Source organism: Ruegeria sp. C10 (assembly GCF_056537805.1).
The window spans coordinates 641,469-663,160 of the sequence record NZ_JBQFSC010000002.1; the positions used below are offsets into that span (position 1 = coordinate 641,469).

Sequence of the window (21,692 nt, forward strand, 5' to 3'; positions counted from 1 at the left end):
CCTACTTAAAAGGGCGTGAAACCGCCCCTTGAGAGTGTCTAGAATTTTCTTATATTCTGCCGGTCTTTCTTAACCCGGACAGGAACCGCCTATGGCCCTCGATACCGAGACCCCGCTGAACTCTCTTGGCTTTGCCAAACCACCCTCGGAAACGCGGGTTGTCGTGGCCATGTCCGGCGGTGTGGACAGCTCCGTTGTGGCGGCCCATCTCGCTGATCAAGGCTATGATGTCGTAGGTGTTACTCTGCAGCTTTACGATCACGGTGCGGCGTTGGCCAAGAAAGGCGCGTGCTGTGCGGGCATCGACATCCACGATGCGCGTCGCGTGGCGGAAGAACGCGGGTTCCCTCACTACGTCTTGGACTATGAAAATATCTTCAAGGACGCTGTAATCGACGAATTCGCCGACAGCTATCTTGCCGGCGCGACTCCGGTGCCCTGCATCCGTTGCAATGAACGGGTGAAGTTCAAGGACTTGCTTGAGACCGCCAAGGACCTTGAGGCCGACTGCATGGCCACGGGCCATTATATTCAGCGCAAGATGGGCGCAAACGGGGCCGAATTGCATAGTGCTGAGGATGCAAATCGCGATCAGTCCTATTTCCTATTTTCGACCACACCGGAACAGTTGGATTTCCTGCGTTTCCCGCTAGGCCACCTGCCCTCCAAGGACGCCACGCGCGAAATGGCCGCGCAATACGGGCTGGCCGTTGCGGACAAGCCGGATAGTCAGGACATCTGTTTTGTGCCCAACGGAAGCTATGCCAGCGTGATCGAAAAACTGCGCCCCGGAGCCGCAGAACCCGGTGAGATCGTACACGCCGATGGCCGCGTTCTGGCGCAGCATAACGGGGTGATTCACTATACGATCGGTCAGCGTCGTGGGCTCGGTATCGGTGGTCTCAGCGAACCTTTGTATGTGGTCAAGCTGGATGTGGACAAGAAACAGGTTGTTGTCGGCCCCAAAGAGATGTTGGCCACAAGAACCGTTCCCGTGCGCGAGATCAATTGGCTGGGTGACGAACCGTTCACGTCAAAGAACGAATGGCATGTTTCGGTCAAAGTCCGCTCGACCCGCCCCCCGCGTGAGGCGATTATTCGCCCCCTTTCGGACACAACAGCCGAGGTTGAATTGCTGACGCCCGAGGAAGGTATCTCTCCGGGTCAGGCTTGTGTGTTCTACGAAACCGATGGCAGCCGTATCTTCGGCGGCGGCTGGATCTGGCGCGGTTACTAAATCGCGTCAGTCCACGAGTTGCTGAGGATATAGATCCCGGCACAAATCATTACGTAAGGCACCAGTTTCTCAAGCCGACGTGCGAAACCGCCAGTCATGATTGGGGATTGTGCACCCCAAAGCCCCAGCATGGTCAGCGTCAGCGCTGCTGCCACCGCGCCGGTGACACCCGCAATCCGATAGCTGGGGGCCGAGTCTGCCAATAGCGGCGCAAGCACAGCGAACGTGTCCATCGACAGGCTTATGAACAGCAGCATGGTGACGAATGTCGAAGCACCCGTGGATATTTGAGGGGCCTCCTCGGTCTCCGATCCCAGGAACTGGCGGACAACTCCGATCAGCCCTAGGCCAAGTGGTATCACGCCCAGATATCCAGCCCAATGTGGCACCACATCATCGACACCCAAGGCCAACAATAAGGCGGCCGCGATGATTAACATCTGCGCCAGCAGGAACCCCGCAACGGTCCGGCGCGGACCAGACACCATCATCAAAGCTACAAGAGCTGCAAGGTTGTCGAGATTGGTCAATACCTGCGCCATGAAGGCAGAAGCAGCAAAGATCACATGATCCAGCATCACGATTTCATTCTGTCCAAAACGGCCCTTGCCGCACGCCGACCCGGTGCTTCGCCACCGCGACCAAGACGCTCCATCGTCGTCGCCATGGCTTGATGTTGGGCGTCGGGGGTGGCGGCCACCTGTTCCAACGCCGAAGCGATCTTGTCCGGTTGGCATTCATCCAGCAGACATTCGGGTACTGCGTGTGTCTCCGAGACCAGATTGACCAGTGTGACGGTGTCCAGCTTAACCATTCGTTTTGCGATCAGCGTGGTCAGCCAGTTGAGGTTATAGGCGATCACCATCGGTGTTGCCTGCGCGGCCAGTTCCAATGAGACCGTGCCGGATGCAGCCAATGCAAGATCAGCTGCGGCAAACGCTGCCCGTTTCTGCGCTTGCGCGTCGTCCGAGGGCAATTCCCGCGGATCAACAACTATCGGATTCCCCGGCCAGTTCCGAACCTGTTCGGCGACCGCATCAACCATATGTGCAACTGCGGGCACGACCACGCGCATACCGGGACGGTCTTTCAGAAATTCTTGCAAAGCAGCGCCAAAGATCGGAGCCAGCCGCTCGACCTCACCCCGTCGGGAGCCGGGCAATGCCAGCACGATGGGCGCGTCGCCCAGATGGTGAGCCGCGCGGAATCGCTGGATATCCTGATCGGACGCAATGGGTTCGTTCACAACCGGATGGCCGACAAAGTCACACTCCATCCCTGCCCGCTCCATATAAGGCGGTTCAAAGGGTAACAGCGCAAGGACGTGATCGATTACTTTCGCCATCTTGTCTGCGCGCCCCGGTCTCCAGGCCCAGACGCTGGGGGCAACGTAGTGGACCGTGCGAATCTCGCTGGAGGCCTTTACCAGCTTAGCCACACGCAACGAGAAATCCGGGCTGTCGATAGTGATCAGTACATCAGGCTTCGTGTCTAGAACTGCCTGAGCAGTCTCAGCGATACGGCGTTTTAGGTGAAAGAACTTGGGCAGAACCTCGACCAACCCCATAATGCTGAGTTCGGACATGGGAAATCGGCTGGTCAGCCCCTGCGCCTGCATTAGCGGCCCGCCAACCCCATCAAACTGCACCTCTGGCAAAAGGGTACGCAGACCTTCCATCAACGCGGCCCCTAAACGGTCGCCCGAAGGTTCACCGGCGACCAGAAATACGCGCATCAGACCGTGCGCTCGCGGACATAAAGAAACAGACCAAGGCGATTGCATTCTTCAATCACGCGATCGCGTTGCAAAACGATGACGCCGCCCTTTTCAATGACAATGCCAGACAAGCCCGCAGCGACGGCTCCTGACACGGTGTCGGGTCCGATGGCAGGCATATCTGCGCGGCGATCCTGATCTGGTTTTGGACCCTTGTACAGAATGCCACCGCCCGCGTCGGGGCGCTGAGTCAAGGATTGCAGCATCCATGCGGTGCCATAGATGCCCTCGATCGCCAACGCTTGAGATTTCAGTACTACGCAAGCCTGACCGATATCCGCCGCCCCCATGTTGCGCAGGATTCCTGCCGCTCGATCTGCGTCGGCGTGATCCGCTTCAGAAGGCTGGGCTTCGGTCAATGAGCCAAGCGACGGCAGCAAATCCGGCGCGATCTCATGTGCCGCACGGACCGTCAAACCGGCATCCTCAAATATACCAATGACCGCGCGCAATGCGCCGTCGTCACCGGCCATGATGGCCTTTTGCAGGATCGGCACCAGCGGCATCGTTGCCGCATCAATGCGAGCTGGATTGACAGTCGGACGACGCACTGCCCCTGCCATGCAAATCTCGGTCACGCCGCGGGCTTTGAGATCGGCGATGAAGCTACCCAGTTGCTCCAATGGAAAAACCAAGTCGGTGGTCAGTGTATCGGGCTCAAACCCTTCCAGAGCGCAGATCAGCGGGCGGTTTGGCAGACAAGTGACCACCTCGTCTGGTAAAGCGCCAGTTCCTGCGATCAATGCCAGCATTGGCCTACTTCCTCGGGGTCAGGAACGAACGGTCTGTTTGCCCCGTCACAAATTCGACGATCTGGCGCACATATTCGTTGTCTGCATCCTCGCCCAGCCGGGTGGCGCGATCCATGAAGGTGCCGTCTCCTTCTGACAGTTCCTTGAAGGCCGCGCGCAATGCCGAGATATCCTCACGCGTTACACCACGCCGTTTCAAACCGACCAGATTCAAGCCATCCAGCTCGCCCCGAGGCGCCTGAACAAGCCCATATGGAATCACATCATTCGGGACCATCGTAAGCGCGCCAATGATGGCACCGCGACCAACGCGCACGAACTGATGCAAGCCCGAAATTCCACCAACGATGACGTCATCCTCGATAATACAGTGACCAGCCGCGCCAGCGTGATTCACCAGAATGACCCGGTTGCCGATTTGTACATCATGCGCCACGTGGACACCGGCCATCAGTAAGCAGTCATCGCCAATCCGGGTGATACCACCGCCGCCATCCGTGCCGGTGTTGATGGTCACATGCTCGCGAATGCGATTGCGTTCACCGATTTCAAGGCGTGTGTTCTCACCACCGAATTTCTTGTCTTGTGGGATTTCACCGACTACTGCGAAGCTAAAAATCACAGTGTCATCGCCAATTGACGTATCGCCGGTGACCACGACATGGGATTTCAGTTCAACCCGGTCGCCCAGACGAACCTGCGGCCCGACATGGCAGAATGGACCAACCGTACAACCCTGCCCGATCTGCGCTCCGTCTTCTATAATGGCGCTGGGATGAATACCGCTCATGTTGTTTTTTCCATGTCCCAGTCGACATAGGCCGAAAATTCAGCTTCGGCAGCAACCTCGCCCTCGACTGTCGCGCGGCCGCTGAACTTGAAGATCTTGCCACCTTTTTTACCGCGTACAGTTTCGACATGCATTTCGAGAACATCGCCAGGTACGACCTTGCGGCGGAATTTGCATTTGTCGATATTCATGAAATAGATCAGCAATTCGCTGTCGATTACATCCATGCCGACACCCAGCATAACCCCTGCAGTCTGCGCCATCGCCTCGACAATGGTCACACCGGGCATGATCGGAGTTCCGGGGAAATGGCCCTGAAAGTGCGGCTCGTTCATGGTGACATTCTTGATGCCCACCGCTGATTGATAGCCATCGATATCCACAACCTTGTCGACCAGCAAAAACGGATAGCGATGCGGCAATATACGCTGAATCAGCTGAATGTCGGCGCTCTTGGTTTCCGTGGTCATGGTGCGGATGTCCTGTTCTGGATGTCTCTTTCAAGCGTGGTTAGCAATACCCGTACCCAAGGGCAAGCCAGCCTATTCGTTGTTATTGTTTTCAAGTGTAGCGCCGTCGCCGATTGCGGCATCGATCCTTGCGATCGCAGCGTTGGTAATATCTGAGGTGTCCGTGCTTAGAACCACATTGGACCGCTCGATCACAATCGAGGCGCCAAATTCGCGCAGCAGTTCGATCAGCACCGGTTGCGCCATTTCAAAAAACTGACCGCGCGCCTCTTCGCCGCGCCGCGCTAATGCGTCCAGTTTGGCGCGCTGGCCGTCACGGTGTGATTGAACTTTCTCGTCAAAAGCTTCGGCAAGCGGGCGAAACTCGTCCGCCGAAAGATTTGACCTCTTTTCGGTCAAATCTTTTTCTTCCTTGCTCAACTGCGCCACAATCCGTTCGTTTTCTTCAGCCAAAAGGGTGCTTTCGGCTTCAATCTCGCGAAAGACGCGCTGCCCAAAGGCGGAATCTGCAAACAAACGCTCACTGGAGATTGTCAGAACGTCTGTTTGTGGCACGCCCAATTGCTGCGCACCCAGCGGCATTGCTACAGCTAGCAGTACCAAAACGCACAGGGCCCTTAGCGGGCCCTGCAGGATGTTCTTAACTTCGGTGATCATTCGCGATCAGAACCTGGCTTGAACGGTCAGGTCAAAGCTTTGTTCTTTATCGAAGTCCTCTTTCTTGAGGGCCTGCGAGAAGTTGAAGCGAAGCGGACCAAACGGTGTTTCCCACAGTACGGATACCCCTACAACATGCCGGATCGAACCGCTTTCACCAACAATATCAGCGCCAGCGGTGTTGACGTTGTTGAGATTGTAGAGGTTGCCAACATCGTAGAAGACGCCGCCACGCAGCCCCAGTTCTTCGGGCAGCCCCAGTGGGAAGTCCGATTCGAAACGAGCAACCCAGTAGTAGTTGCCGCCGATGGCATCGTCCTGCCCGTTCGAAAGGTCACGCGGCCCGATACCAGCAGGCTCAAACCCGCGGAATGTGCTAGGGCCTAGAACAAACCGGTCGAGCGTGCGGCTGAAATCGTCCCCGGTCCAGTTCAGCGCACCCAGTTCAAGCGTCGCGCGCAATACGACTTCTTCGTTGAGGACGCGTTTCTGGGCTATCGCCCGTGCCGTGGTTTTGAAGAATTCATTGTCCCCGCCAAGACCAGCAGCATCCACGCCGACTTCGAACAGGACGCCCGCTGTGGGGTTCAGGCCACCAATACGGCTATCGTATACGTAGGACACACCCAGAGAACTGCTGGTTCGTTTCCCCTGATCGATCTCTGATGAGATGACAGCGCCGTTCCGCTCATTGCTCTGCTGGGTCATTTCGCTGCGATCCCAACCATAGCGAAGACGCAACGCCGACAATTCACCAATCGCGTAGCTCAGCTGTGGGCGGAAGAACACTGTTTTTGTGTCGTAGCTGGCAAAGCTCGAATTGGTGCTGGCCAGACCAAGCCCAAGATCAAAGCGTAGCTTACGGCCCAGCAGATAAGGCTCGGTAAAGTTGATAACGTACTGCTCAGAATCCTGAGCTGTCGACAACGTGATACCCAAGTTTTGCCCGCGGCCGAGGAAGTTCGATTCATTCAATCCGATTGCGATCCCGAAACCGTCCGAGACCGAGTAGCTACCACCCAGGCTCAACGAACCGGTTGGTTGTTCTTCGACATCCACGTCCACGATAACCTGGCTTGGCGACGATCCCTCGCGGGTTTCCACATCAGCGACCGAGAAGAAACCCAAGGCGCGAATACGTTCGGCGCTCTGGCGGATTTCACGGGGATTGAAGGGGTCGCCTTCGACGGTATCGAATTGACGGCGGATCACACGGTCTAACGTGGTTGTGTTCCCCTCGATATCGATGCGTTCCACAAAGATACGCGGGCCACGGGTTAGCACGAACTGGACATCCAATGTCAGATCGCGGGGATTACGCGTTACCCGGGGCTCGACCCGCAGAAAATCAACGCCGTTTTTCAGCCCCAGACGCTCCATCCGCGCGATCGAGTTCTCAAGCACCGTCGGAGAGTAAATTACACCTGGTTTGACTTTCAGAGCCGCCTGATAAGGCGCCGGGTCCACACCCGGGATCTCACTGACGGTCGTAATCTGGCCGAACGAGAACCGCTGTCCTTCTGTGACGTTCATAACCAGAAAGAATGCATCTCGTTCGCGGGTGAATTCGACATTGGCACTATTGACGCGAAAATCGATATAACCGCGTGACAGGTAGAAATCACGGATCACCTGTTTGTCGAATTCGATTCTGTCGGCAATGAAGGTGTCGCCGCGAAGGAAGGTCCGCAGAATGTTCGCCTGCTTTGTTTCAAGCACGCGGCGCAGTCGACGGTCCGAAAACGCGCGGTTTCCTACAAAACTGACTCGCTCAACCTCGATTGTCGTTCCCTCGGCGACTTCGAACACCAGATCGACACGGTTATCGCTGCGACGAATGATGCGCGGGATAACCGTCGCGGATACGCGGCCCTGCGCCGAATATACTTCGGCAATCAGGTCAGCGTCCGCTTCGGCCTGTTGAGGCGTGAATACGCGGCGGGTTTGGGACGATATCGCTTCGAGCAGGAGATCATCTTTTACGCGGCGATTGCCCTCGATGCTAATCTGGTTGATGGTCGGGTATTCCTCGACCGCGATGACCAACGTACTGCCACGTGGTGTAAGTTCGACTGTTTCAAAAACACCACTGTCAAGCAAACGCTGGAAGGCATCATTCAATTGTCCTGCCGTAACAGTCTGCCCCGGTTCGATTCCGGTGCGGGCGATAATCGTCGAAGTCTCGATCCGTCGATTGCCCTCAACTTCGAAGCTGTTGATGGTGTAAGATTGCGCCTGTGCGGGCTGCGTCAGAACCAGTAAACCCGGTGTAGCAAAAAGGAAAAAGAACGTTAGTGCCTGCCACAAAATGTTGCTTTTCCGCCCCCGCGAGCCGCAGTATGTGCCCGTGCGCCTGCTGTCAGTCATTTTTATCACTACCCAGAATTTTCAGCCTTTAGCTGCTGAGTAGCCCGATTGTGGGGCCATGTCAAAAGACGAAAAAGCAAAAACGGCCCATAAGGCCGTTGCACGTAAGTCAGACATGTTCAGGAGAATCACAAACCGAGCAGATAACCACCAACAGCTAGGGCCAGTGCGGTCACGGCAAAGCTGAGCAGCATATCCCAGTTCAACTGGAACAGGACGCTGACACTCTGATAGGATTTTTGAAACGCCTTGGTCATTGAACTCAAGCCTACACTTATCGATGCACCCCAATAAGATAGGCTTGAATTGCGGCAATTTTGCGTCGGAACGGTGCCAAGATCGCCTTAATCAGCAGAACAGATCATTACTGACCGAGAAAAGCATCAATGACAGGATCAGTGTGACACCGACCCCCATCAGTACCCTCAGCGCTTTATCACTGGGTGGTCTACCAGACACAGCTTCATAAGCGTAGAATAGCAAATGCCCCCCATCCAAAGCTGGGATCGGGAACAGGTTCAGCAACCCGACCGCCGTTGACAATACGGCGATAAAGAAGATGAAGTTCTGAGCCCCCTGGCTGGCCATAGCACCCGAGGTTTCGGCAATACCGATCGGCCCGGAAATGTTGCAGGTGCTGATCGCTCCGGTGATCATGTGCCAAATTCCCGACAGTGAGCCTTCGATGATGCGCCCGGTTTGGACCACGCCACCTTCGATCGAATCCCAAATGCCCGCTGGAACGGTTTCGGGATCGATCATCATGCCGCCTACGATACCGATGCGCCAATGGGTGATGAAACCACCATCGGACGTCGGCTCGTCGGTGCGTCGGGGCGCAAGTGCAAATTCTAAATCCGCCCCGTCGCGCCATACATCCAGCAGCAATACGCGCCCGTTCGATCCTTCGACATGTTCCTTAAGCTGCTCGAACGCAAAGATCGGATCACCGTCTACCGCCGTGATTACGTCGCCTTGCTGCAACTGTATGTCCATCGCTGCACTGCGCGGCGTAACCTGTTGGATTAGCGGTGGAAAGAGCCAAGGTGCCGCGACATCAGTGGTCTCTCCATCTCGGATAACCGTATAGTCCAGCTCTGGTTCTACAGGCAGCGAATTGATGAAATCGGACCAGTTGCTTGCGTCATCGAAATCCGGTGTTGGAATGCCTGCGATGGCGATAATCTCATCGCCCTCCTGCAGACCCTGAATTGTACCAGGCAACGGCTGCAGTGCGCCAACAGTCAAAGGTTCACGGGAAACACCCTGCGACCAGAAAATCAGGCCAAACACCAATATCGACATCACGAAATTAAAGACCGGCCCTGCCGCAACAGTAGCCGCACGCGCCCAAAGCGGGGCACCGTGCATGGTGCGGCGCAGCTCTTCCGGGCTTTGTGCAGAGATCTCACTCATCGCGTCTACGTCTTTGCCGGACGCGGCATTGGCATCTCCCAGGAATTTGACATAACCGCCAAATGGCAGCAGCGCGACCTGCCAGCGAGTGCCGCGCTTGTCTACACGGCTCCATAGAACCGGGCCGAAACCGATCGAGAACACTTCGGCATGAATGCCAGACCACCGACCAACGATGTAGTGGCCGTATTCGTGCACCGCGACAATCACTGAAAGCGCAATAACAAAGGCTATTATCGTGTAGAGCAGATTGCCAAATTGCGGGATCAAAGAGAGTATGTCCAAAAGTTCTATCCTGCTCGTTCCAATACGGTTTCATCGACCCACTGACGTGCGAGATGGTCCGTTTGCTGTACATTATCAAGGGTCAATGGTGCATCAATCAGGCTGTCTGAAGCCTCAAAACGCTCCAACACGGCCGACACCGTGTCTGCCATATCCAAAAAACGTATCCGGTTTTCTATAAAGTGGTCCAATGCGCGCTCTTTGGCGGCGTTGAAGATCGCACCGGACAAGCCGCCACGCTGCATCACTTCGCGGGCAAGACGCAAAGCCGGGTAACGCGCTTCATCCGGTGCATGAAATCGCAACTGACCCAGTTGCGCGAGATCCAGACGCGCAACAGGTAAATCGCGCCGTTCGGGCCAATGCAGCGCGTACCCGATGGCATGGCGCATATCCGGAGCACCCAGATGCGCCATCAAGGCGCCGTCCTGAAATCCGACCAGTGCGTGAACGATGGATTCGGGGTGCACGAGGACTTCGATATTCGATGGATTAACGCCAAAATATTCTTTGGTTTCTATAACTTCCAATGCCTTGTTGAACATAGATGCGCTGTCGATCGTAATCCGCTGTCCCATGTTCCAGTTCGGATGACTCGATGCCTGTTCAACAGTCGCCTTTGCCAGATCGCCGAGCGGCCAATCCCGGAACGCTCCACCGCTTGCGGTGATAATGATCCGTTCAACGCTTGTCATATCCTCGCCCACAAGCGCCTGAAAAACTGCCGAATGTTCGCTATCCACGGGTAATAGCGTGGCGCCATGCGCCCGAGCCGTTTCCAGAACCAGCGGCCCGGCACAAACCAGCGTTTCCTTGTTGGCAAGCGCGAGTGTCGCCCCTTGTTTCAACGCTTCGATCCCCGGAGCCAGTCCTGCGGAACCGACAATTGCAGACATCACCCAATCCGCCGGTCGCGCCCCGGCCTCGATCAGAGCGGCCTGCCCCGCAGCCGCTCGCACTCTGCTGCCGGCCAATGCGTCACGCAGATCATCGAGTTTGTCATCAAACGCAGTCACCGCCACGTCTGCATCCAGGCGCACCGCATCGCGTGCAAGCTGCGCGACGTTGCGTCCACCGGTCAACGCGACCACGTCATAGGCATTCGGATTTCTTGCGATCAGATCAATCGTATTCTGGCCAATGGAACCAGTCGCACCAAATATGGATACCCTTCGCATCACATACCTCCGGGCGCGTAAAACAGCCCTACGAGCAACACAAAGACCGACGCGCCCATCATCCCATCAAACCGATCCAGAAACCCGCCATGACCGGGTATAAGGTTTGAGCTGTCCTTAACGCCAAAGCCACGTTTTGTCGCGCTTTCAACAATATCACCGATCTGGCTGGCCATAGAGGCAAGAACCGAGACAACGATAAAAGCAATGCCGAAACCGGCATAGTGCGCAAAAACTGTTCCGACCAGCGCGGCGGCAACCCAGCCTCCAACCGTACCGGACCATGTCTTCTTGGGGCTAACTCTGGGCCAAAACTTAGGTCCGCCAAGCGTTTTGCCCACAAAATACCCGGCGACATCCGTGGCCACGACCACAAGGATCAGCCAAACCATCCATCCAAATCCCAGGTTCTCTCGGATCGATATGAATCCCAGCCCCGACATCGCGATCCAAAGGGCAAACAGGACGTATATCCCGCGCGCACGGTTGATCTGTCCTGCTCCTACCAATGCCGGGGCCACCAAACATGGAAGCTTGTATAGCGGTGGTAGATGATAGCTTAGGACCACGGCGAACCCGGTCAGTATCGCCAGCTGAATCGCGACACCCTGACGTTCTGGGTCGATCATCCGGATCAGTTCCCATATCATCAGACCGCAGACGGTGCCGATAAATAACTCAAACCACAGGCCGCCTAGCCAAACTTCGACTGCCGCAATAGTCACAAGAACCGAAGCCGACAAAACCCGGGCAGTCAGATCAGACCATCGGCCATCACTCATGCCGGGACCGCTCCAAACCGCCGTTCTCGCGATCCATAGTTGCGGCACAGCCGTTCTAGTTCTGCAGCGGTGAAATCAGGCCACAGAGTATCGATGAATTCGTATTCGGAATAGGCAGACTGCCACAGCAGGAAATTCGAAATCCGCGCTTCACCACTGGTACGGATCACCAAATCGGGGTCTGGCAGAACGCGCGTGTCCAGATATTTGGGCAGAGTTTCCTCGTCCACGTCCTCGGGGCGCAGAATGCCATCGGCCACGTCACGTACCAAACGTCTGGTCGCGCGCGCCACCTCGTCACGACCGCCATAGTTCAAGGCAACGGTTAGATGAACCAGGTCGTTGTTCTGTGTTTCGCGTTCAAGCGTATCCATCAGCTCGGTCAACTTGGCATCCAGCCGAACTCTATCCCCAATGAAACGGACCCGAATGCCGTTATCTTTCAAGGTCTTGGTCTCTTTGACGATGTAACGGCGAAACAAGCTCATCAGGCCTGCAACTTCGACCTGAGTGCGTTTCCAGTTTTCAGTCGAAAACGCAAATACTGTCAGATACTTGATCCCTAAACCTGGGCAGGCCTCGACCACCTCACGGACGCGGCGCGCACCTGCATGATGGCCAAACAATCGAGGCCGCCCGCGCGACTGTGCCCAGCGACCGTTGCCGTCCATGATGATAGCAACGTGGCGCGGCCCTGCAATCGGAGAGGTATCGGGATCCTTTGGCATATCCGAGGCTCAGACCTGCATGATCTCGGCTTGTTTGGTCTCGAGCGCATCATCGACGGATTTGATCATGGTATCCGTCAGCTCCTGAACCTCGGTTTCCCAGAATTTCTGATCGTCCTCGGACATGCCGTCTGCCTTGGCCTTTTTGATCTGGTCCATGCCATCACGGCGCACATTCCTGATCGAAACCCGTGCGCTTTCTGCATATTGACCCGCGACCTTGCCGAGCTCGCGACGGCGTTCTTCGTTCAGTTCGGGAATCGGCAGCATGATGATGGTACCATTCAGTTGCGGGTTTATACCCAAACCGCTTTCCCGAATGGCCTTTTCAACCTTGCCGACGAGGCCCTTGTCCCAAACATTCACGGTTACCATGCGCGGTTCAGGGACGTTCACGGTACCGACCTGATTGATCGGAGTCATCGCGCCGTAAGCATCGACCATGACGGGCTCAAGCATTGAAGCCGATGCACGACCGGTCCGCAGCGAAGCGAATTCGGTTCTGAGGTTGGCCATGGCACCGTCCATGCGGCGTTTCAGATCATCGGTATCGAGTTCGAAATCATCAGACATGCTGCTCACTCCCCGTCTTCAGGTGATGTTCGGATGGGTCTTAAGCCATCACAAATGGGATGTATAGCAATCATGGTCACGAAATGTGGCAATGGCCAGAACTGTTTCCGGCATTTCGGCCTCATTCCCGACAATTGGGTCGGCCGGATGCATGCTCCGGCCGAACCGTTGTCTGTTTTGTCTATCAAGCGTTCACGTTGACCACGACGCGCCCTTTTACCTGACCTTGCAGGATGTCCGCTCCCAACTGGGGCAGATCAGAAAGGGTTGCTGAATGGACCATCGCCTCAAGCTTATCCATAGGCAGATCGGTTGCGATACGCGTCCAGGCACGGACCCGGTTGTCATATGGCTGCATCACGCTGTCGATGCCCAACAGATTTACACCGCGCAGCAGGAATGGGATCACGGTTGCGGGCAGCGCCGCACCACCGGCAAGGCCAACCGCAGCGACCGAGGCCCCATACTTCATCTGCCCCAGCACGCGGGCAAGCATCGCTCCGCCCACCGCATCAACACATCCGGACCAAGTTTCACTTTCCAGCGGACGCTTGGTGGTCTCGTTCAACTCGTCACGCGGGACAATTGTGGTTGCACCCAGTGATTTCAGGTATTCTTCGGTTTCAGGACGCCCGGTCACAGCTGCAACCTCATAGCCCAGATGGGCCAAAATGGCCGTCGCGACCGAGCCGACACCTCCTGCGGCACCTGTGACCAACACCGGGCCGTGACCCAGCTGCAAACCTTGATCCTCCAGCGCCATGACGGCCAGCATAGCGGTGAACCCGGCAGTGCCAACTGCCATCGCCTGCCGTGTATCCAACCCATCCGGCAACGGCACCAGCCAATCTGCCCGCGCGTTTGCTTTTTGTGAATAGCCGCCCCAATGCGCTTCACCTACGCGCCAGCCCGTCAGCACGACCTTGTCGCCAGGTTTGTAGCGTGCATCCGAGGACTGCTCGACCGTGCCCGCATAATCGATGCCCGGAATATGAGGATAGCTACGCACCAGACCACCGCCTTTGGGCGACATGCACAGACCGTCCTTGTAGTTCACCGTTGAATATTCAACGGCGATCGTCACTTCTCCATCCGGCAGCGTATCCAGAGAAATCTGCTTCACCGAAGCGCTTGCGAGGCCACTTTCTTCATCTTTTTCAACGACAAGTGCATTAAACATGAACTTACTCCTTCTATTGCCTCAATCGGCTGTGTTCCTGAAACAAGGGCTTAGCGCCAGAATTTTTCCTGCACCTCGGCCCATCGCATTCCATGTTCGGTCATCAATTCAATCCGCGTACCTGGCGCCCAATGGGACCGGTCGACCATTCCAATGGCTACATTCACTCCAAACTCGGGTGAATACGCAGCCGAAGCCACCTGCCCGACCTGCCGGCCCCCGGCCATCAGCGGCCAAGATTCGGTGCACGGTCCGATCTCACCTTCAATGACAAGCGGACGGATCTGCCGGGGCGGACCGTTTTTCGCCTGATCCGCCAAAGCGGCTTTGCCGATATAATCCAGCGGAGAATTGCAGAACCGTGCTAGCCCGCATTCATAGGGCGTATTCTCGCGCCGCATGTCCGACCCGAAACTCAACAGACCGCTTTCAACACGCTCAATCCCGTTCGGGCAACCTGCCCGCACGTTCAGATCGCGGCCATTGGAAAACAGCGTGTCCCATAGTGGCATGCCATAATCCGTCCCTTCGACGTATATCTCGAACCCGCCTTGTTTTGACCAGCCAGACCGGGCGACGACGAATGATGTATCTTCAAACGCCAACCGTTTATATCGAAAGAACTTTATATCCCTGACTTCATCACCAAAGACGCGCGTCATCAGCTCGTCCGCCTTGGGGCCTTGTACCGCCAAGGGCGACACATCCGGCTCAGAAATATCGACATCCAGCCCCAGCGCAATCACGATTCCCAGAGCAAACTGCCAAAGGTCACCATCGGCAACCGACAACCAATAGTGATCATCCGCCAGTTTGATCGCAACAGGATCATTCAGCATGCCGCCATTGTGATCTACTATCGGCACATAATAGCACTGGTTCGCCTGCATTTTGTCCATATCGCGCGGGCTGAGCATCTTCATCAGCCGCAACGCATCCGGACCTTTGATCTGTACCTGCCGCTCACACGAGACATCCCAGACCTGAACATGCTGTTTCAGATGCGCCGCATCAGCCTCGATGCTTTCAAAAACCGTCGCAAGCAGCATGTGATTATAAACGGTATACCCTTTGACGCCTTCGGCCTCGACGCCCGGAGTGAATGGGGTTTTGCGCACGCGCCGGTTCGGTGAGATGACTGCCATGTCAGAAATCCTCTGGCAGAAAGACAAGATCGCTGACAGGTGCCTGCGAACCAGCCTCGGTCAGCATTTGGTGCAATTGTCCGCGATGATGTGTCTGATGATTGAACATATGAATGACGCATTGCCAGTAAGGCTTTGTTACGTCGTTCTCTTTTGCAGCCGAGTACCACGTGAACGAACCGCTCAGGACATCATCCCCCAACGTATTGGCCCATCTGGCAATACGGGCGTCAATCGTATCGCGCAGCGGCAGCCAGTCGGCCATGCCAGGGCAGATCGAGACACTCTCAGGAATGCCGCCACCTGGCCCCGGTCCTTTGTCAAACCGGGAAATCCAGATCCAATCCCCCCAAAGCAGATGATTGGCAGTTCCCATGATCGACCCGAAAAAAGCGCCACGATCCCGTGTCAATTCTTCGTCTGAAAGAGCTTTGAGAAAGCTCTTTAACTGGTTGTTTTGCCAGTGGTTATATCGCGCCATTTCACGGGCATAGGCACCGGTTATCATTACTTAGGCCCGTGCCAGTCAATCGGGCAGATCTCGGCTGACTTGCCGCCGAAGTCCCATACGCGACCATAGTCGCGCACCTTGGATTTCGTGCCTTTTGCTACAATGATGTCCGGCCCCATCCAGTATTTCGAATTTGAAACCATCACCGGATGCTCTGGGTCTTTGCCAGCAAGCATTTCGATCTCACCCTGAATCTTGCGCCCTATCATGATCCGGCGTTTGGTGCCGTCCCTTTCGATCTGAACCGGTGCACGTTCAGCCCCTATGATCTCGCTGACCAACATAGTGAACAGCCCGGTTGTGCCACCTGCCTGACCGCTGAATATCTGCAACAGTCCATTATAAGCCTTGCCGCTGGCACGTTCATCCACATAAGCCGCGACTTTCCACTGGCCTTCGCCCATGCGTCCGGGGATATCAACCAACAGGCCCACATTCAGTCCGGACAAATCTTCGCCTTCGTAGTGGCCTTCGTCGATCGCGATACCCATCCACGCGTGGCAATGCCCCTCGGTCGGAGGGTGTGCACCCAGCGAAACCACGCATGGGCAGAATACGTCACATGAACAGTTCAGGATCAGTTCACCCTTAACCGCCCAATCGGTCGGGCTCATCTCACGCCGCTTGGGATTTGGCATCCGGCTGTCAATTCTTTGACTGACCGGCAGCTTGTCTGCATCCGGTTTTCTATTTTTAGCCATCGACTTATCCTCCGTAAACAATGTGATGAGCGAGCAGTGCAAAACCACCCGCAATCAAGACGAATCCCATAGGACGGGTCACGGCGTGCCCGATCTGGGGAAGTTTTTCCAATACCATGAACAGGGTCGCCAGCCCCATCCAGAGCAGGCTCATGACGCCGCCGACAAAGCCCAACGCCATGAAGCCCCAGCAGCAACCGACACAGAACGCACCCAGTCCGACGCCCATGCGTACACCGCCGCCGAATCCGGTTTTCCAGTGGCCCAGAAAATACGTCATCGGTGCATGGCAAACACCGTGGCAGACTTCTTTCGCCCGAGAAAACTGAAAGGCACCCACGGCGATCAACAGGCCGGCGGCCAGATATGGCGATTTAGCGATTCCCAACATATCGACCGCGCCGCCAAACAGCAGCGCCAATTGCAGGCCAGTGATCAGCGCAGCAAAGCCCACCCAAACTATGAAATATCCAGATAGAACGCCCAGCCACCCTGCCCGCGTACCGTTCGCGCTGCGGATCAGATCATCATAACTGCGCAACGTGGGCACCAAAGTCGGCAGCATCATGGCCGCCATCATGATCGCCCACATCCAGAAAAGTGGGCCGAACTCGGCCATGGGCATATACATTTCCATACGCGGATCCATGGCCGCCATCGCCTGACCCATCGGTCCGGGTCGACCGATCCAGTCCACGTCCATATCGCGGCTCATCGAGACCATCATCCACCACGACCAAAGGATCGTGATGTAGAAGCCCAACCAAAGCGCGCTGCGGAAAATTGAGCGACTCACTTGCTCCTCCCGACTCAACTCTCTTGCTTTTCAAATGTCAGACTTTTAAATGTCAGACAAATAAAAATTACGCATCGCCGAAAACAACCATGAAAATCGACCCTCAGAGTACTGCAGATCTGTCCGCTCAAATTGCTCAGGCAATCCGCGACGCAATTATCTCGGGTCGGCTGATCGTCGATGAGCGTCTGCCATCAGAATCTGAGTTGGCCGATCAGTTCAAAGTATCACGGCCTACGGTTCGCGAAGCACTGAAACGCCTGGCAGCGCAGTCCCTTATCCGAACGCAACGCGGGGCATCGGGTGGTGCGTTTGTGAACCGACTGAGTTTTGAGGATGCCTATTCCCAACAAGTCACAACCTCGACACTGCTGCTGTCGATGAACGCTGTCAGTTTCGACACCGCATGCGAAGCGCGTTATGCGCTCGAACGTGCATGCGCTGCTTTGTCGTCACAACGCCGCACCGCAGATCAACTCGCCACCATGCGGGCCGAGATATTTCGTCAGGCGCAACCAGGTCTCACAGATGAGGCTTTCTGCGCGTCCGACGTCGCCTTTCATCGCGCGCTTGTGGATGGCGCGGGCAACCCCGTTCTGTCCTACCAATTGGCCGGTGCGGTCGAGGCTATGCAACCTCTGATGAACATGATTACGTTCACGGCCCGATCCCGCGAAGAGATCATCGCCCTTCACAGTGACATCACAGACGCACTAGAAGCGCGTGATGCCGGCCCGGTCGATGCGGCATTGATCAAACTTGAGGCCTATACACGGCAACTGGCGCAGGACGTGGCCGAAAGACGACGCAAACCCGCCTGACCACAGGCAAAAAGGAACGAAGGACGGCGAGGTGCCCGAGCAGGCAGCATGACATCCGGCGTTAAGACCGGAACTTCCAACATGAATTTAAGATCAATGACTTACGGGAGGACGTTATGAACCAAAGACCGGACCCAACCTTTTACCCATCAGCCAAACTGGCGATGGAGGGCCCCACTGAAACGCTTGCATTCACGTTGATGCTAAGCCCTGATTTTTCCCAACCAGACGGTTTGGCCGTCGTGAACGTGGATCCGACTTCGGATGATTACGGAAAAATTGTTCATCAGGTGATCATGCCAGAAAAAGGCGATGAGTTTCACCATTTCGGGTGGAACGCTTGTTCCTCTGCGCTGTCACCGCTTAGTGGCCATGCGTTTCTGGAACGCCGCTACCTCATTGTTCCTGGCATACGATCCAGCCGGATCTACATTATCGACGTCAAGAACCCGCTTGAGGCCAAGATACACAAGATCATCGAACCCGAAGAAGTTTTTGCAAAAACTGGATATTCCCGCCCGCACACGATCCATTGCGGACCGGAGGGGATCTACGTGAGCACGCTTGGAGGCGGTGGCGAAGACGGCACGGACGGTCCTCCGGGCATTTTCATCATGGATTGCGAGAGCTTCGAGATCATCGGGCGCTACGAGATCGAGCGAGGTATCCAAGACAAACACTACGATTTCTGGTGGAACCTGCCACGTGACTATATGGTCAGTTCGGAATGGGGGCTGCCTCCGCAATTCGAAAACGGCATCGTGGCCGAGGATCTGCTTTCGAACAAATACGGGCACAGCATCCATTTCTGGAACCTACGCAGCCGGACCAATATTCAGACCATCGATCTGGGTGAAAATCACCAGATGGCCCTGGAAATCCGGCCCGCTCACGATCCGGTCAAACAATATGGGTTCTGTGGTGTGGTGGTTGACACGACCAACCTGCAGGGCGCGATCTTTACTTGGTGGCGTAATGATGATGGCACCTTCGAGGCCAAGAAGACCATCACGATCGATCCGCAGCCCGCTGATCCAGATGACTTGCCTGAATTGCTGAAAGGCTTCTCTGCCGTTCCGCCACTGGTCACGGATATCGATCTTAGCTTGGACGATAAATACCTTTATGTGGCCTGTTGGGGTACGGGTGAGATGCATCAATACGATGTCTCTGATCCGATGAACCCGACCCTTGCGGGCAAAGTCGAGATCGGGGGGATCGTCAAGAAAACAAAACATCCCAACGGGCAAGACTTTGGTTACGGGCCGCAGATGGTTGAAATCAGCCGCGATGGAAAGCGGGTATATTGGACCAATTCGCTTTATTCCACTTGGGATGATCAGTTCTATCCCGGTGAACGCGGGGCTGCGATGGTCAAGGCGGATGTTGGCGAAAACGGAGGCCTGACATTGGATCCGAAGTTCTGGGTCGACTTCCCCGACGGATATCGGGCCCACCAAATCCGGCTTGAGGGTGGAGACTGTTCTACCGATAGTTTCTGCTACCCATCGGTCTGAGTTGGAGACTCTGATGACATCAACGGCTGGTCTCTGGCTGGCCGTTGTGCTTAGCGGCGCTTATCATGGCCTGAATCCCGGAATGGGCTGGCCGCTTGCGGTATCTTCGGCGCTGATGGAACAACGGCCATCAGCTTTGTGGCGCGCATTGACCGCCCTGGCTGGTGGTCATTTCGTCGCCATGCTGGGGGTCCTACTGCCATTTGCAATGATGGCAGTTCTGGTTGAATATCAACGCGAAATTCGTATCGGTGCTGCGTTGATTGTGATCACAATGGGTGTTTACATCGCCATAACACGCCGGCATCCCCGGATGTTGTCGCGCGTACCGCCAAGCAAATTGGCACTTTGGTCGTTCCTCGTTGCGCTTGCACACGGCGCGGCGTTGATGTTGGTTCCGATTTATCTTGGATTGTGTGGATCAGACGAGCTGGAAACGGGGCAGATCGCAGTCTCTCAGATCATGGCGAGCAATGGCCTGCTCGTACTGACGGTCGCTGCACTTCACACAGCCGCCATGATCCTTGGCGGGGGCATTCTGGCCTTCGCCGTCTATCGCTGGCTGGGCCTTCAATTTCTGTCACGCAGTTGGTTCAATCTGGAACTTGTCTGGGCTCTCAGCCTGATCGCGGTCGGAGTTATAGGCTTGTGGTCAGCGATTTAGATGCTTTTCTTTACATAGCGCTGCGCTAGACTCTGCGGGCAGAGCAGAAAGGGAAAAAGTCCATGATCACAGCCCTTAACGTGATTGCCGCCTTGCTGACCATCGGCTTTGGTTTGTTCGGATTTCTGGCCCCGGCCTACACAGCCAACGCGCTGGACCTAGCCCCCACCAAAAGCACCATGGGACTTAGTGAGATGCGAGCCTCGGTTGGCGGGTTGTTCGTGGTGACAGGTGCCGTGGTTCTCTGGCTCAACACACCGATGGCATATGCCATGCTGGGCGTTGTTTATGCAGGGGCGGCGTTGGGCCGGTTTGTGTCTTTGGCGCTGGATAATCCCCCGTTCGTCAAGGCGCTGACTTTTGGTGGAATCGAGCTTGTTCTGGCCCTTTGGCTTATTCTCGCCAACATGAACAGAGCTGCTTAACTTATTGAATTTGATACAAGTCAACCTTAGCATTCCGGGTTTGCATCCGACCACGTCCTAACCTATATATGAGGGGTCCTTCGGGACTATGGACATAAACGCGCTCGTAATAAGCGGATCGGACCCGGGGGCGGTACCCGGCGGCTCCACCAACATCCTTCGTTTGAGGATCATGGGGCCGAAATAGGATCGACGAACGTCTAAAGGGGTTAGCTTTGTCTCGGCTGTCTGCCACCGTTACCGGCGAAACTAGTACAATTGCAAACGACAATCGTGCTCCGGTTGCAGTTGCTGCGTAAGCAGTAGCAAGACCGAAACCTAAGCCCTTGCGCCTAGCCGCGTAAGGCGGGGTTCGCAGGTACCTGGCAACAGAAACCTGCATTTTACCGATTATGTCTGCTCCATGCCCATAACTCACCTGGGATTCAGGGTTTATTCATTTCTCTGATCCATCTTCCTGAACAAGCGACAGGAGGGCTGAGATGACGAATTCTGACAGGCTTAGGGCGTGGTATTCAGAGGTCTGGGAACAAGGCAATACCGATGCAATCGATCAGTTTTTCGCCCCGGATACGATGGCCGAAGGGTTGATACCCGAAATGCAGGTTGGCGCGGACGACTTTCGCGATCTGGTCATGGCGTTTCGTCATGTTCTGGGCGAGATCACAGTCGAACTGCCGAAAATCATCGAAAATGGTGATTGGGTCTCGGGTATTCTGCATGTCCGCACCTTCCGGGCCGATAACGGTGCCCCGCTTGAAGTTACCGGACAAGTCATGGCGCGCTTCAAAGGGGACAAGATGGTCGAGGCCTATAATCAGTTTGATTTCATTACACTTTTTGAACAACTGGGGCAGTTCCCACAGGATACCCTTCCGGTTTGCATGACCGGGCAAAGGTTGGACTGGGCCTGATAAACC

The 21,692-nt window shown here is 55.7% G+C and carries 24 protein-coding genes and 1 other RNA gene; 7 read left to right on the forward strand and 18 right to left on the reverse strand.

Annotated elements, in window-relative coordinates; all coding sequences use genetic code 11:
• Positions 1 to 91 precede the first annotated feature (91 nt).
• Positions 92 to 1,237 (forward strand): tRNA 2-thiouridine(34) synthase MnmA, encoded by a 1,146-nt coding sequence (gene mnmA / locus ACR0DE_RS11580; protein ID WP_480753266.1) that lies wholly within the window; start codon positions 92 to 94, stop codon positions 1,235 to 1,237.
• On the opposite strand, the gene ACR0DE_RS11585 is transcribed toward mnmA, so the two are convergent.
• The 18 genes from ACR0DE_RS11585 to ACR0DE_RS11670 form a co-directional block, all read right to left on the reverse strand.
• The gene (locus ACR0DE_RS11585) at positions 1,234 to 1,815 is read right to left on the reverse strand and encodes a cadmium resistance transporter (RefSeq protein ID WP_480753269.1); all 582 of its coding nucleotides are present in this window, start codon (positions 1,813 to 1,815) and stop codon (positions 1,234 to 1,236) included. The two genes, mnmA and ACR0DE_RS11585, sit on opposite strands and share 4 nt — an antisense overlap.
• A complete protein-coding gene (gene lpxB, locus ACR0DE_RS11590) occupies positions 1,815 to 2,972 on the reverse strand; it encodes a lipid-A-disaccharide synthase (protein WP_480753271.1) in 1,158 nt (385 codons plus the stop codon). The genes ACR0DE_RS11585 and lpxB overlap by 1 nt, the downstream gene beginning before the upstream one ends.
• Positions 2,972 to 3,766, reverse strand: a complete 795-nt coding sequence (locus ACR0DE_RS11595; RefSeq protein WP_170646015.1) for a UDP-2,3-diacylglucosamine diphosphatase LpxI domain-containing protein — start codon at positions 3,764 to 3,766, stop codon at positions 2,972 to 2,974. Before ACR0DE_RS11595 ends, lpxB begins: the two co-directional genes overlap by 1 nt.
• A 4-nt stretch (positions 3,767 to 3,770) precedes the next feature.
• Complete coding sequence (lpxA, locus tag ACR0DE_RS11600; RefSeq protein ID WP_170510423.1) at positions 3,771 to 4,556, reverse strand: acyl-ACP--UDP-N-acetylglucosamine O-acyltransferase; 786 nt, start codon at positions 4,554 to 4,556, stop codon at positions 3,771 to 3,773.
• Entirely contained in the window at positions 4,553 to 5,026 is a 474-nt protein-coding gene (gene fabZ / locus ACR0DE_RS11605) for a 3-hydroxyacyl-ACP dehydratase FabZ (protein ID WP_170393131.1), read from the reverse strand. Before fabZ ends, lpxA begins: the two co-directional genes overlap by 4 nt.
• A gap of 72 nt (positions 5,027 to 5,098) precedes the next feature.
• On the reverse strand, positions 5,099 to 5,683 hold the full coding sequence (locus ACR0DE_RS11610; protein ID WP_480753275.1) for an OmpH family outer membrane protein: 585 nt from the start codon (positions 5,681 to 5,683) through the stop codon (positions 5,099 to 5,101).
• 6 nt (positions 5,684 to 5,689) lie between these two features.
• A complete protein-coding gene (gene bamA / locus ACR0DE_RS11615; protein ID WP_170393133.1) occupies positions 5,690 to 8,050 on the reverse strand; it encodes an outer membrane protein assembly factor BamA in 2,361 nt (786 codons plus the stop codon).
• A gap of 128 nt (positions 8,051 to 8,178) precedes the next feature.
• Positions 8,179 to 8,307 carry a hypothetical protein gene (locus tag ACR0DE_RS11620; RefSeq protein ID WP_255612105.1) on the reverse strand — a complete coding sequence of 43 codons (129 nt, stop codon included), beginning with the start codon at positions 8,305 to 8,307 and terminating at the stop codon, positions 8,179 to 8,181.
• 91 nt (positions 8,308 to 8,398) lie between these two features.
• A complete protein-coding gene (gene rseP, locus ACR0DE_RS11625; RefSeq protein ID WP_480753277.1) occupies positions 8,399 to 9,751 on the reverse strand; it encodes an RIP metalloprotease RseP in 1,353 nt (450 codons plus the stop codon).
• Between the two features lie 5 nt (positions 9,752 to 9,756).
• Positions 9,757 to 10,929 carry a 1-deoxy-D-xylulose-5-phosphate reductoisomerase gene (dxr, locus tag ACR0DE_RS11630; protein WP_170405627.1) on the reverse strand — a complete coding sequence of 391 codons (1,173 nt, stop codon included), beginning with the start codon at positions 10,927 to 10,929 and terminating at the stop codon, positions 9,757 to 9,759.
• Complete coding sequence (locus tag ACR0DE_RS11635) at positions 10,929 to 11,711, reverse strand: phosphatidate cytidylyltransferase (RefSeq protein ID WP_480753280.1); 783 nt, start codon at positions 11,709 to 11,711, stop codon at positions 10,929 to 10,931. Before ACR0DE_RS11635 ends, dxr begins: the two co-directional genes overlap by 1 nt.
• Positions 11,708 to 12,439: an isoprenyl transferase gene (locus ACR0DE_RS11640; protein WP_480753282.1), complete on the reverse strand. Its 732-nt coding sequence runs from the start codon at positions 12,437 to 12,439 to the stop codon at positions 11,708 to 11,710. Before ACR0DE_RS11640 ends, ACR0DE_RS11635 begins: the two co-directional genes overlap by 4 nt.
• A 9-nt stretch (positions 12,440 to 12,448) precedes the next feature.
• The gene (frr, locus tag ACR0DE_RS11645) at positions 12,449 to 13,012 is read right to left on the reverse strand and encodes a ribosome recycling factor (RefSeq protein ID WP_170393138.1); all 564 of its coding nucleotides are present in this window, start codon (positions 13,010 to 13,012) and stop codon (positions 12,449 to 12,451) included.
• A gap of 184 nt (positions 13,013 to 13,196) precedes the next feature.
• Positions 13,197 to 14,192: an acryloyl-CoA reductase gene (gene acuI / locus ACR0DE_RS11650; RefSeq protein WP_480753284.1), complete on the reverse strand. Its 996-nt coding sequence runs from the start codon at positions 14,190 to 14,192 to the stop codon at positions 13,197 to 13,199.
• Between the two features lie 50 nt (positions 14,193 to 14,242).
• Positions 14,243 to 15,337 carry a dimethylsulfoniopropionate demethylase gene (locus tag ACR0DE_RS11655; protein WP_170595685.1) on the reverse strand — a complete coding sequence of 365 codons (1,095 nt, stop codon included), beginning with the start codon at positions 15,335 to 15,337 and terminating at the stop codon, positions 14,243 to 14,245.
• Position 15,338: 1 nt separating this feature from the next.
• Positions 15,339 to 15,845: a DinB family protein gene (locus tag ACR0DE_RS11660; RefSeq protein WP_170595687.1), complete on the reverse strand. Its 507-nt coding sequence runs from the start codon at positions 15,843 to 15,845 to the stop codon at positions 15,339 to 15,341.
• Positions 15,845 to 16,549, reverse strand: a complete 705-nt coding sequence (locus ACR0DE_RS11665) for a DUF1326 domain-containing protein (protein WP_170393142.1) — start codon at positions 16,547 to 16,549, stop codon at positions 15,845 to 15,847. The genes ACR0DE_RS11660 and ACR0DE_RS11665 overlap by 1 nt, the downstream gene beginning before the upstream one ends.
• Before the next feature lie 4 nt (positions 16,550 to 16,553).
• A complete protein-coding gene (locus tag ACR0DE_RS11670; RefSeq protein WP_480753286.1) occupies positions 16,554 to 17,345 on the reverse strand; it encodes a DUF2182 domain-containing protein in 792 nt (263 codons plus the stop codon).
• Positions 17,346 to 17,434: 89 nt separating this feature from the next.
• Here ACR0DE_RS11670 and ACR0DE_RS11675 point away from each other — a divergent pair, with 89 nt between their 5' ends.
• The 6 genes from ACR0DE_RS11675 (at position 17,435) to ACR0DE_RS11700 (ending at position 21,686) form a co-directional block, all read left to right on the forward strand.
• Positions 17,435 to 18,166 (forward strand): FadR/GntR family transcriptional regulator, encoded by a 732-nt coding sequence (locus ACR0DE_RS11675; protein ID WP_480753288.1) that lies wholly within the window; start codon positions 17,435 to 17,437, stop codon positions 18,164 to 18,166.
• A 116-nt stretch (positions 18,167 to 18,282) separates the two neighbouring features.
• Positions 18,283 to 19,683, forward strand: a complete 1,401-nt coding sequence (locus ACR0DE_RS11680) for a selenium-binding protein SBP56-related protein (protein ID WP_170393145.1) — start codon at positions 18,283 to 18,285, stop codon at positions 19,681 to 19,683.
• 13 nt (positions 19,684 to 19,696) lie between these two features.
• Complete coding sequence (locus ACR0DE_RS11685; protein ID WP_170421484.1) at positions 19,697 to 20,347, forward strand: hypothetical protein; 651 nt, start codon at positions 19,697 to 19,699, stop codon at positions 20,345 to 20,347.
• 62 nt (positions 20,348 to 20,409) lie between these two features.
• Positions 20,410 to 20,772 carry a DUF4345 family protein gene (locus tag ACR0DE_RS11690; RefSeq protein WP_170393147.1) on the forward strand — a complete coding sequence of 121 codons (363 nt, stop codon included), beginning with the start codon at positions 20,410 to 20,412 and terminating at the stop codon, positions 20,770 to 20,772.
• Positions 20,773 to 20,808: 36 nt separating this feature from the next.
• Positions 20,809 to 21,155: a transfer-messenger RNA gene (gene ssrA, locus ACR0DE_RS11695) on the forward strand.
• 99 nt (positions 21,156 to 21,254) lie between these two features.
• A complete protein-coding gene (locus ACR0DE_RS11700) occupies positions 21,255 to 21,686 on the forward strand; it encodes an ester cyclase (RefSeq protein WP_170393148.1) in 432 nt (143 codons plus the stop codon).
• Positions 21,687 to 21,692 lie beyond the last annotated feature (6 nt).

Coding starts and splice junctions, on each gene's coding strand:
- ACR0DE_RS11635 (WP_480753280.1), bottom strand. CDS start 11,711: ATGAGTGATGGCCGATGGTCTGATCTGACTGCCCGGGTTTTGTCGGCT.
- ACR0DE_RS11585 (WP_480753269.1), bottom strand. CDS start 1,815: ATGCTGGATCATGTGATCTTTGCTGCTTCTGCCTTCATGGCGCAGGTA.
- fabZ (WP_170393131.1), bottom strand. CDS start 5,026: ATGACCACGGAAACCAAGAGCGCCGACATTCAGCTGATTCAGCGTATA.
- ACR0DE_RS11690 (WP_170393147.1), top strand. CDS start 20,410: ATGATCACAGCCCTTAACGTGATTGCCGCCTTGCTGACCATCGGCTTT.
- ACR0DE_RS11685 (WP_170421484.1), top strand. CDS start 19,697: ATGACATCAACGGCTGGTCTCTGGCTGGCCGTTGTGCTTAGCGGCGCT.
- ACR0DE_RS11595 (WP_170646015.1), bottom strand. CDS start 3,766: ATGCTGGCATTGATCGCAGGAACTGGCGCTTTACCAGACGAGGTGGTC.
- lpxA (WP_170510423.1), bottom strand. CDS start 4,556: ATGAGCGGTATTCATCCCAGCGCCATTATAGAAGACGGAGCGCAGATC.
- mnmA (WP_480753266.1), top strand. CDS start 92: ATGGCCCTCGATACCGAGACCCCGCTGAACTCTCTTGGCTTTGCCAAA.
- ACR0DE_RS11675 (WP_480753288.1), top strand. CDS start 17,435: ATGAAAATCGACCCTCAGAGTACTGCAGATCTGTCCGCTCAAATTGCT.
- acuI (WP_480753284.1), bottom strand. CDS start 14,192: ATGTTTAATGCACTTGTCGTTGAAAAAGATGAAGAAAGTGGCCTCGCA.
- dxr (WP_170405627.1), bottom strand. CDS start 10,929: ATGCGAAGGGTATCCATATTTGGTGCGACTGGTTCCATTGGCCAGAAT.
- lpxB (WP_480753271.1), bottom strand. CDS start 2,972: ATGCGCGTATTTCTGGTCGCCGGTGAACCTTCGGGCGACCGTTTAGGG.
- ACR0DE_RS11680 (WP_170393145.1), top strand. CDS start 18,283: ATGAACCAAAGACCGGACCCAACCTTTTACCCATCAGCCAAACTGGCG.
- ACR0DE_RS11665 (WP_170393142.1), bottom strand. CDS start 16,549: ATGGCTAAAAATAGAAAACCGGATGCAGACAAGCTGCCGGTCAGTCAA.
- bamA (WP_170393133.1), bottom strand. CDS start 8,050: ATGACTGACAGCAGGCGCACGGGCACATACTGCGGCTCGCGGGGGCGG.
- ACR0DE_RS11655 (WP_170595685.1), bottom strand. CDS start 15,337: ATGGCAGTCATCTCACCGAACCGGCGCGTGCGCAAAACCCCATTCACT.
- ACR0DE_RS11660 (WP_170595687.1), bottom strand. CDS start 15,845: ATGATAACCGGTGCCTATGCCCGTGAAATGGCGCGATATAACCACTGG.
- ACR0DE_RS11610 (WP_480753275.1), bottom strand. CDS start 5,683: ATGATCACCGAAGTTAAGAACATCCTGCAGGGCCCGCTAAGGGCCCTG.
- ACR0DE_RS11640 (WP_480753282.1), bottom strand. CDS start 12,439: ATGCCAAAGGATCCCGATACCTCTCCGATTGCAGGGCCGCGCCACGTT.
- frr (WP_170393138.1), bottom strand. CDS start 13,012: ATGTCTGATGATTTCGAACTCGATACCGATGATCTGAAACGCCGCATG.
- ACR0DE_RS11700 (WP_170393148.1), top strand. CDS start 21,255: ATGACGAATTCTGACAGGCTTAGGGCGTGGTATTCAGAGGTCTGGGAA.
- ACR0DE_RS11620 (WP_255612105.1), bottom strand. CDS start 8,307: ATGACCAAGGCGTTTCAAAAATCCTATCAGAGTGTCAGCGTCCTGTTC.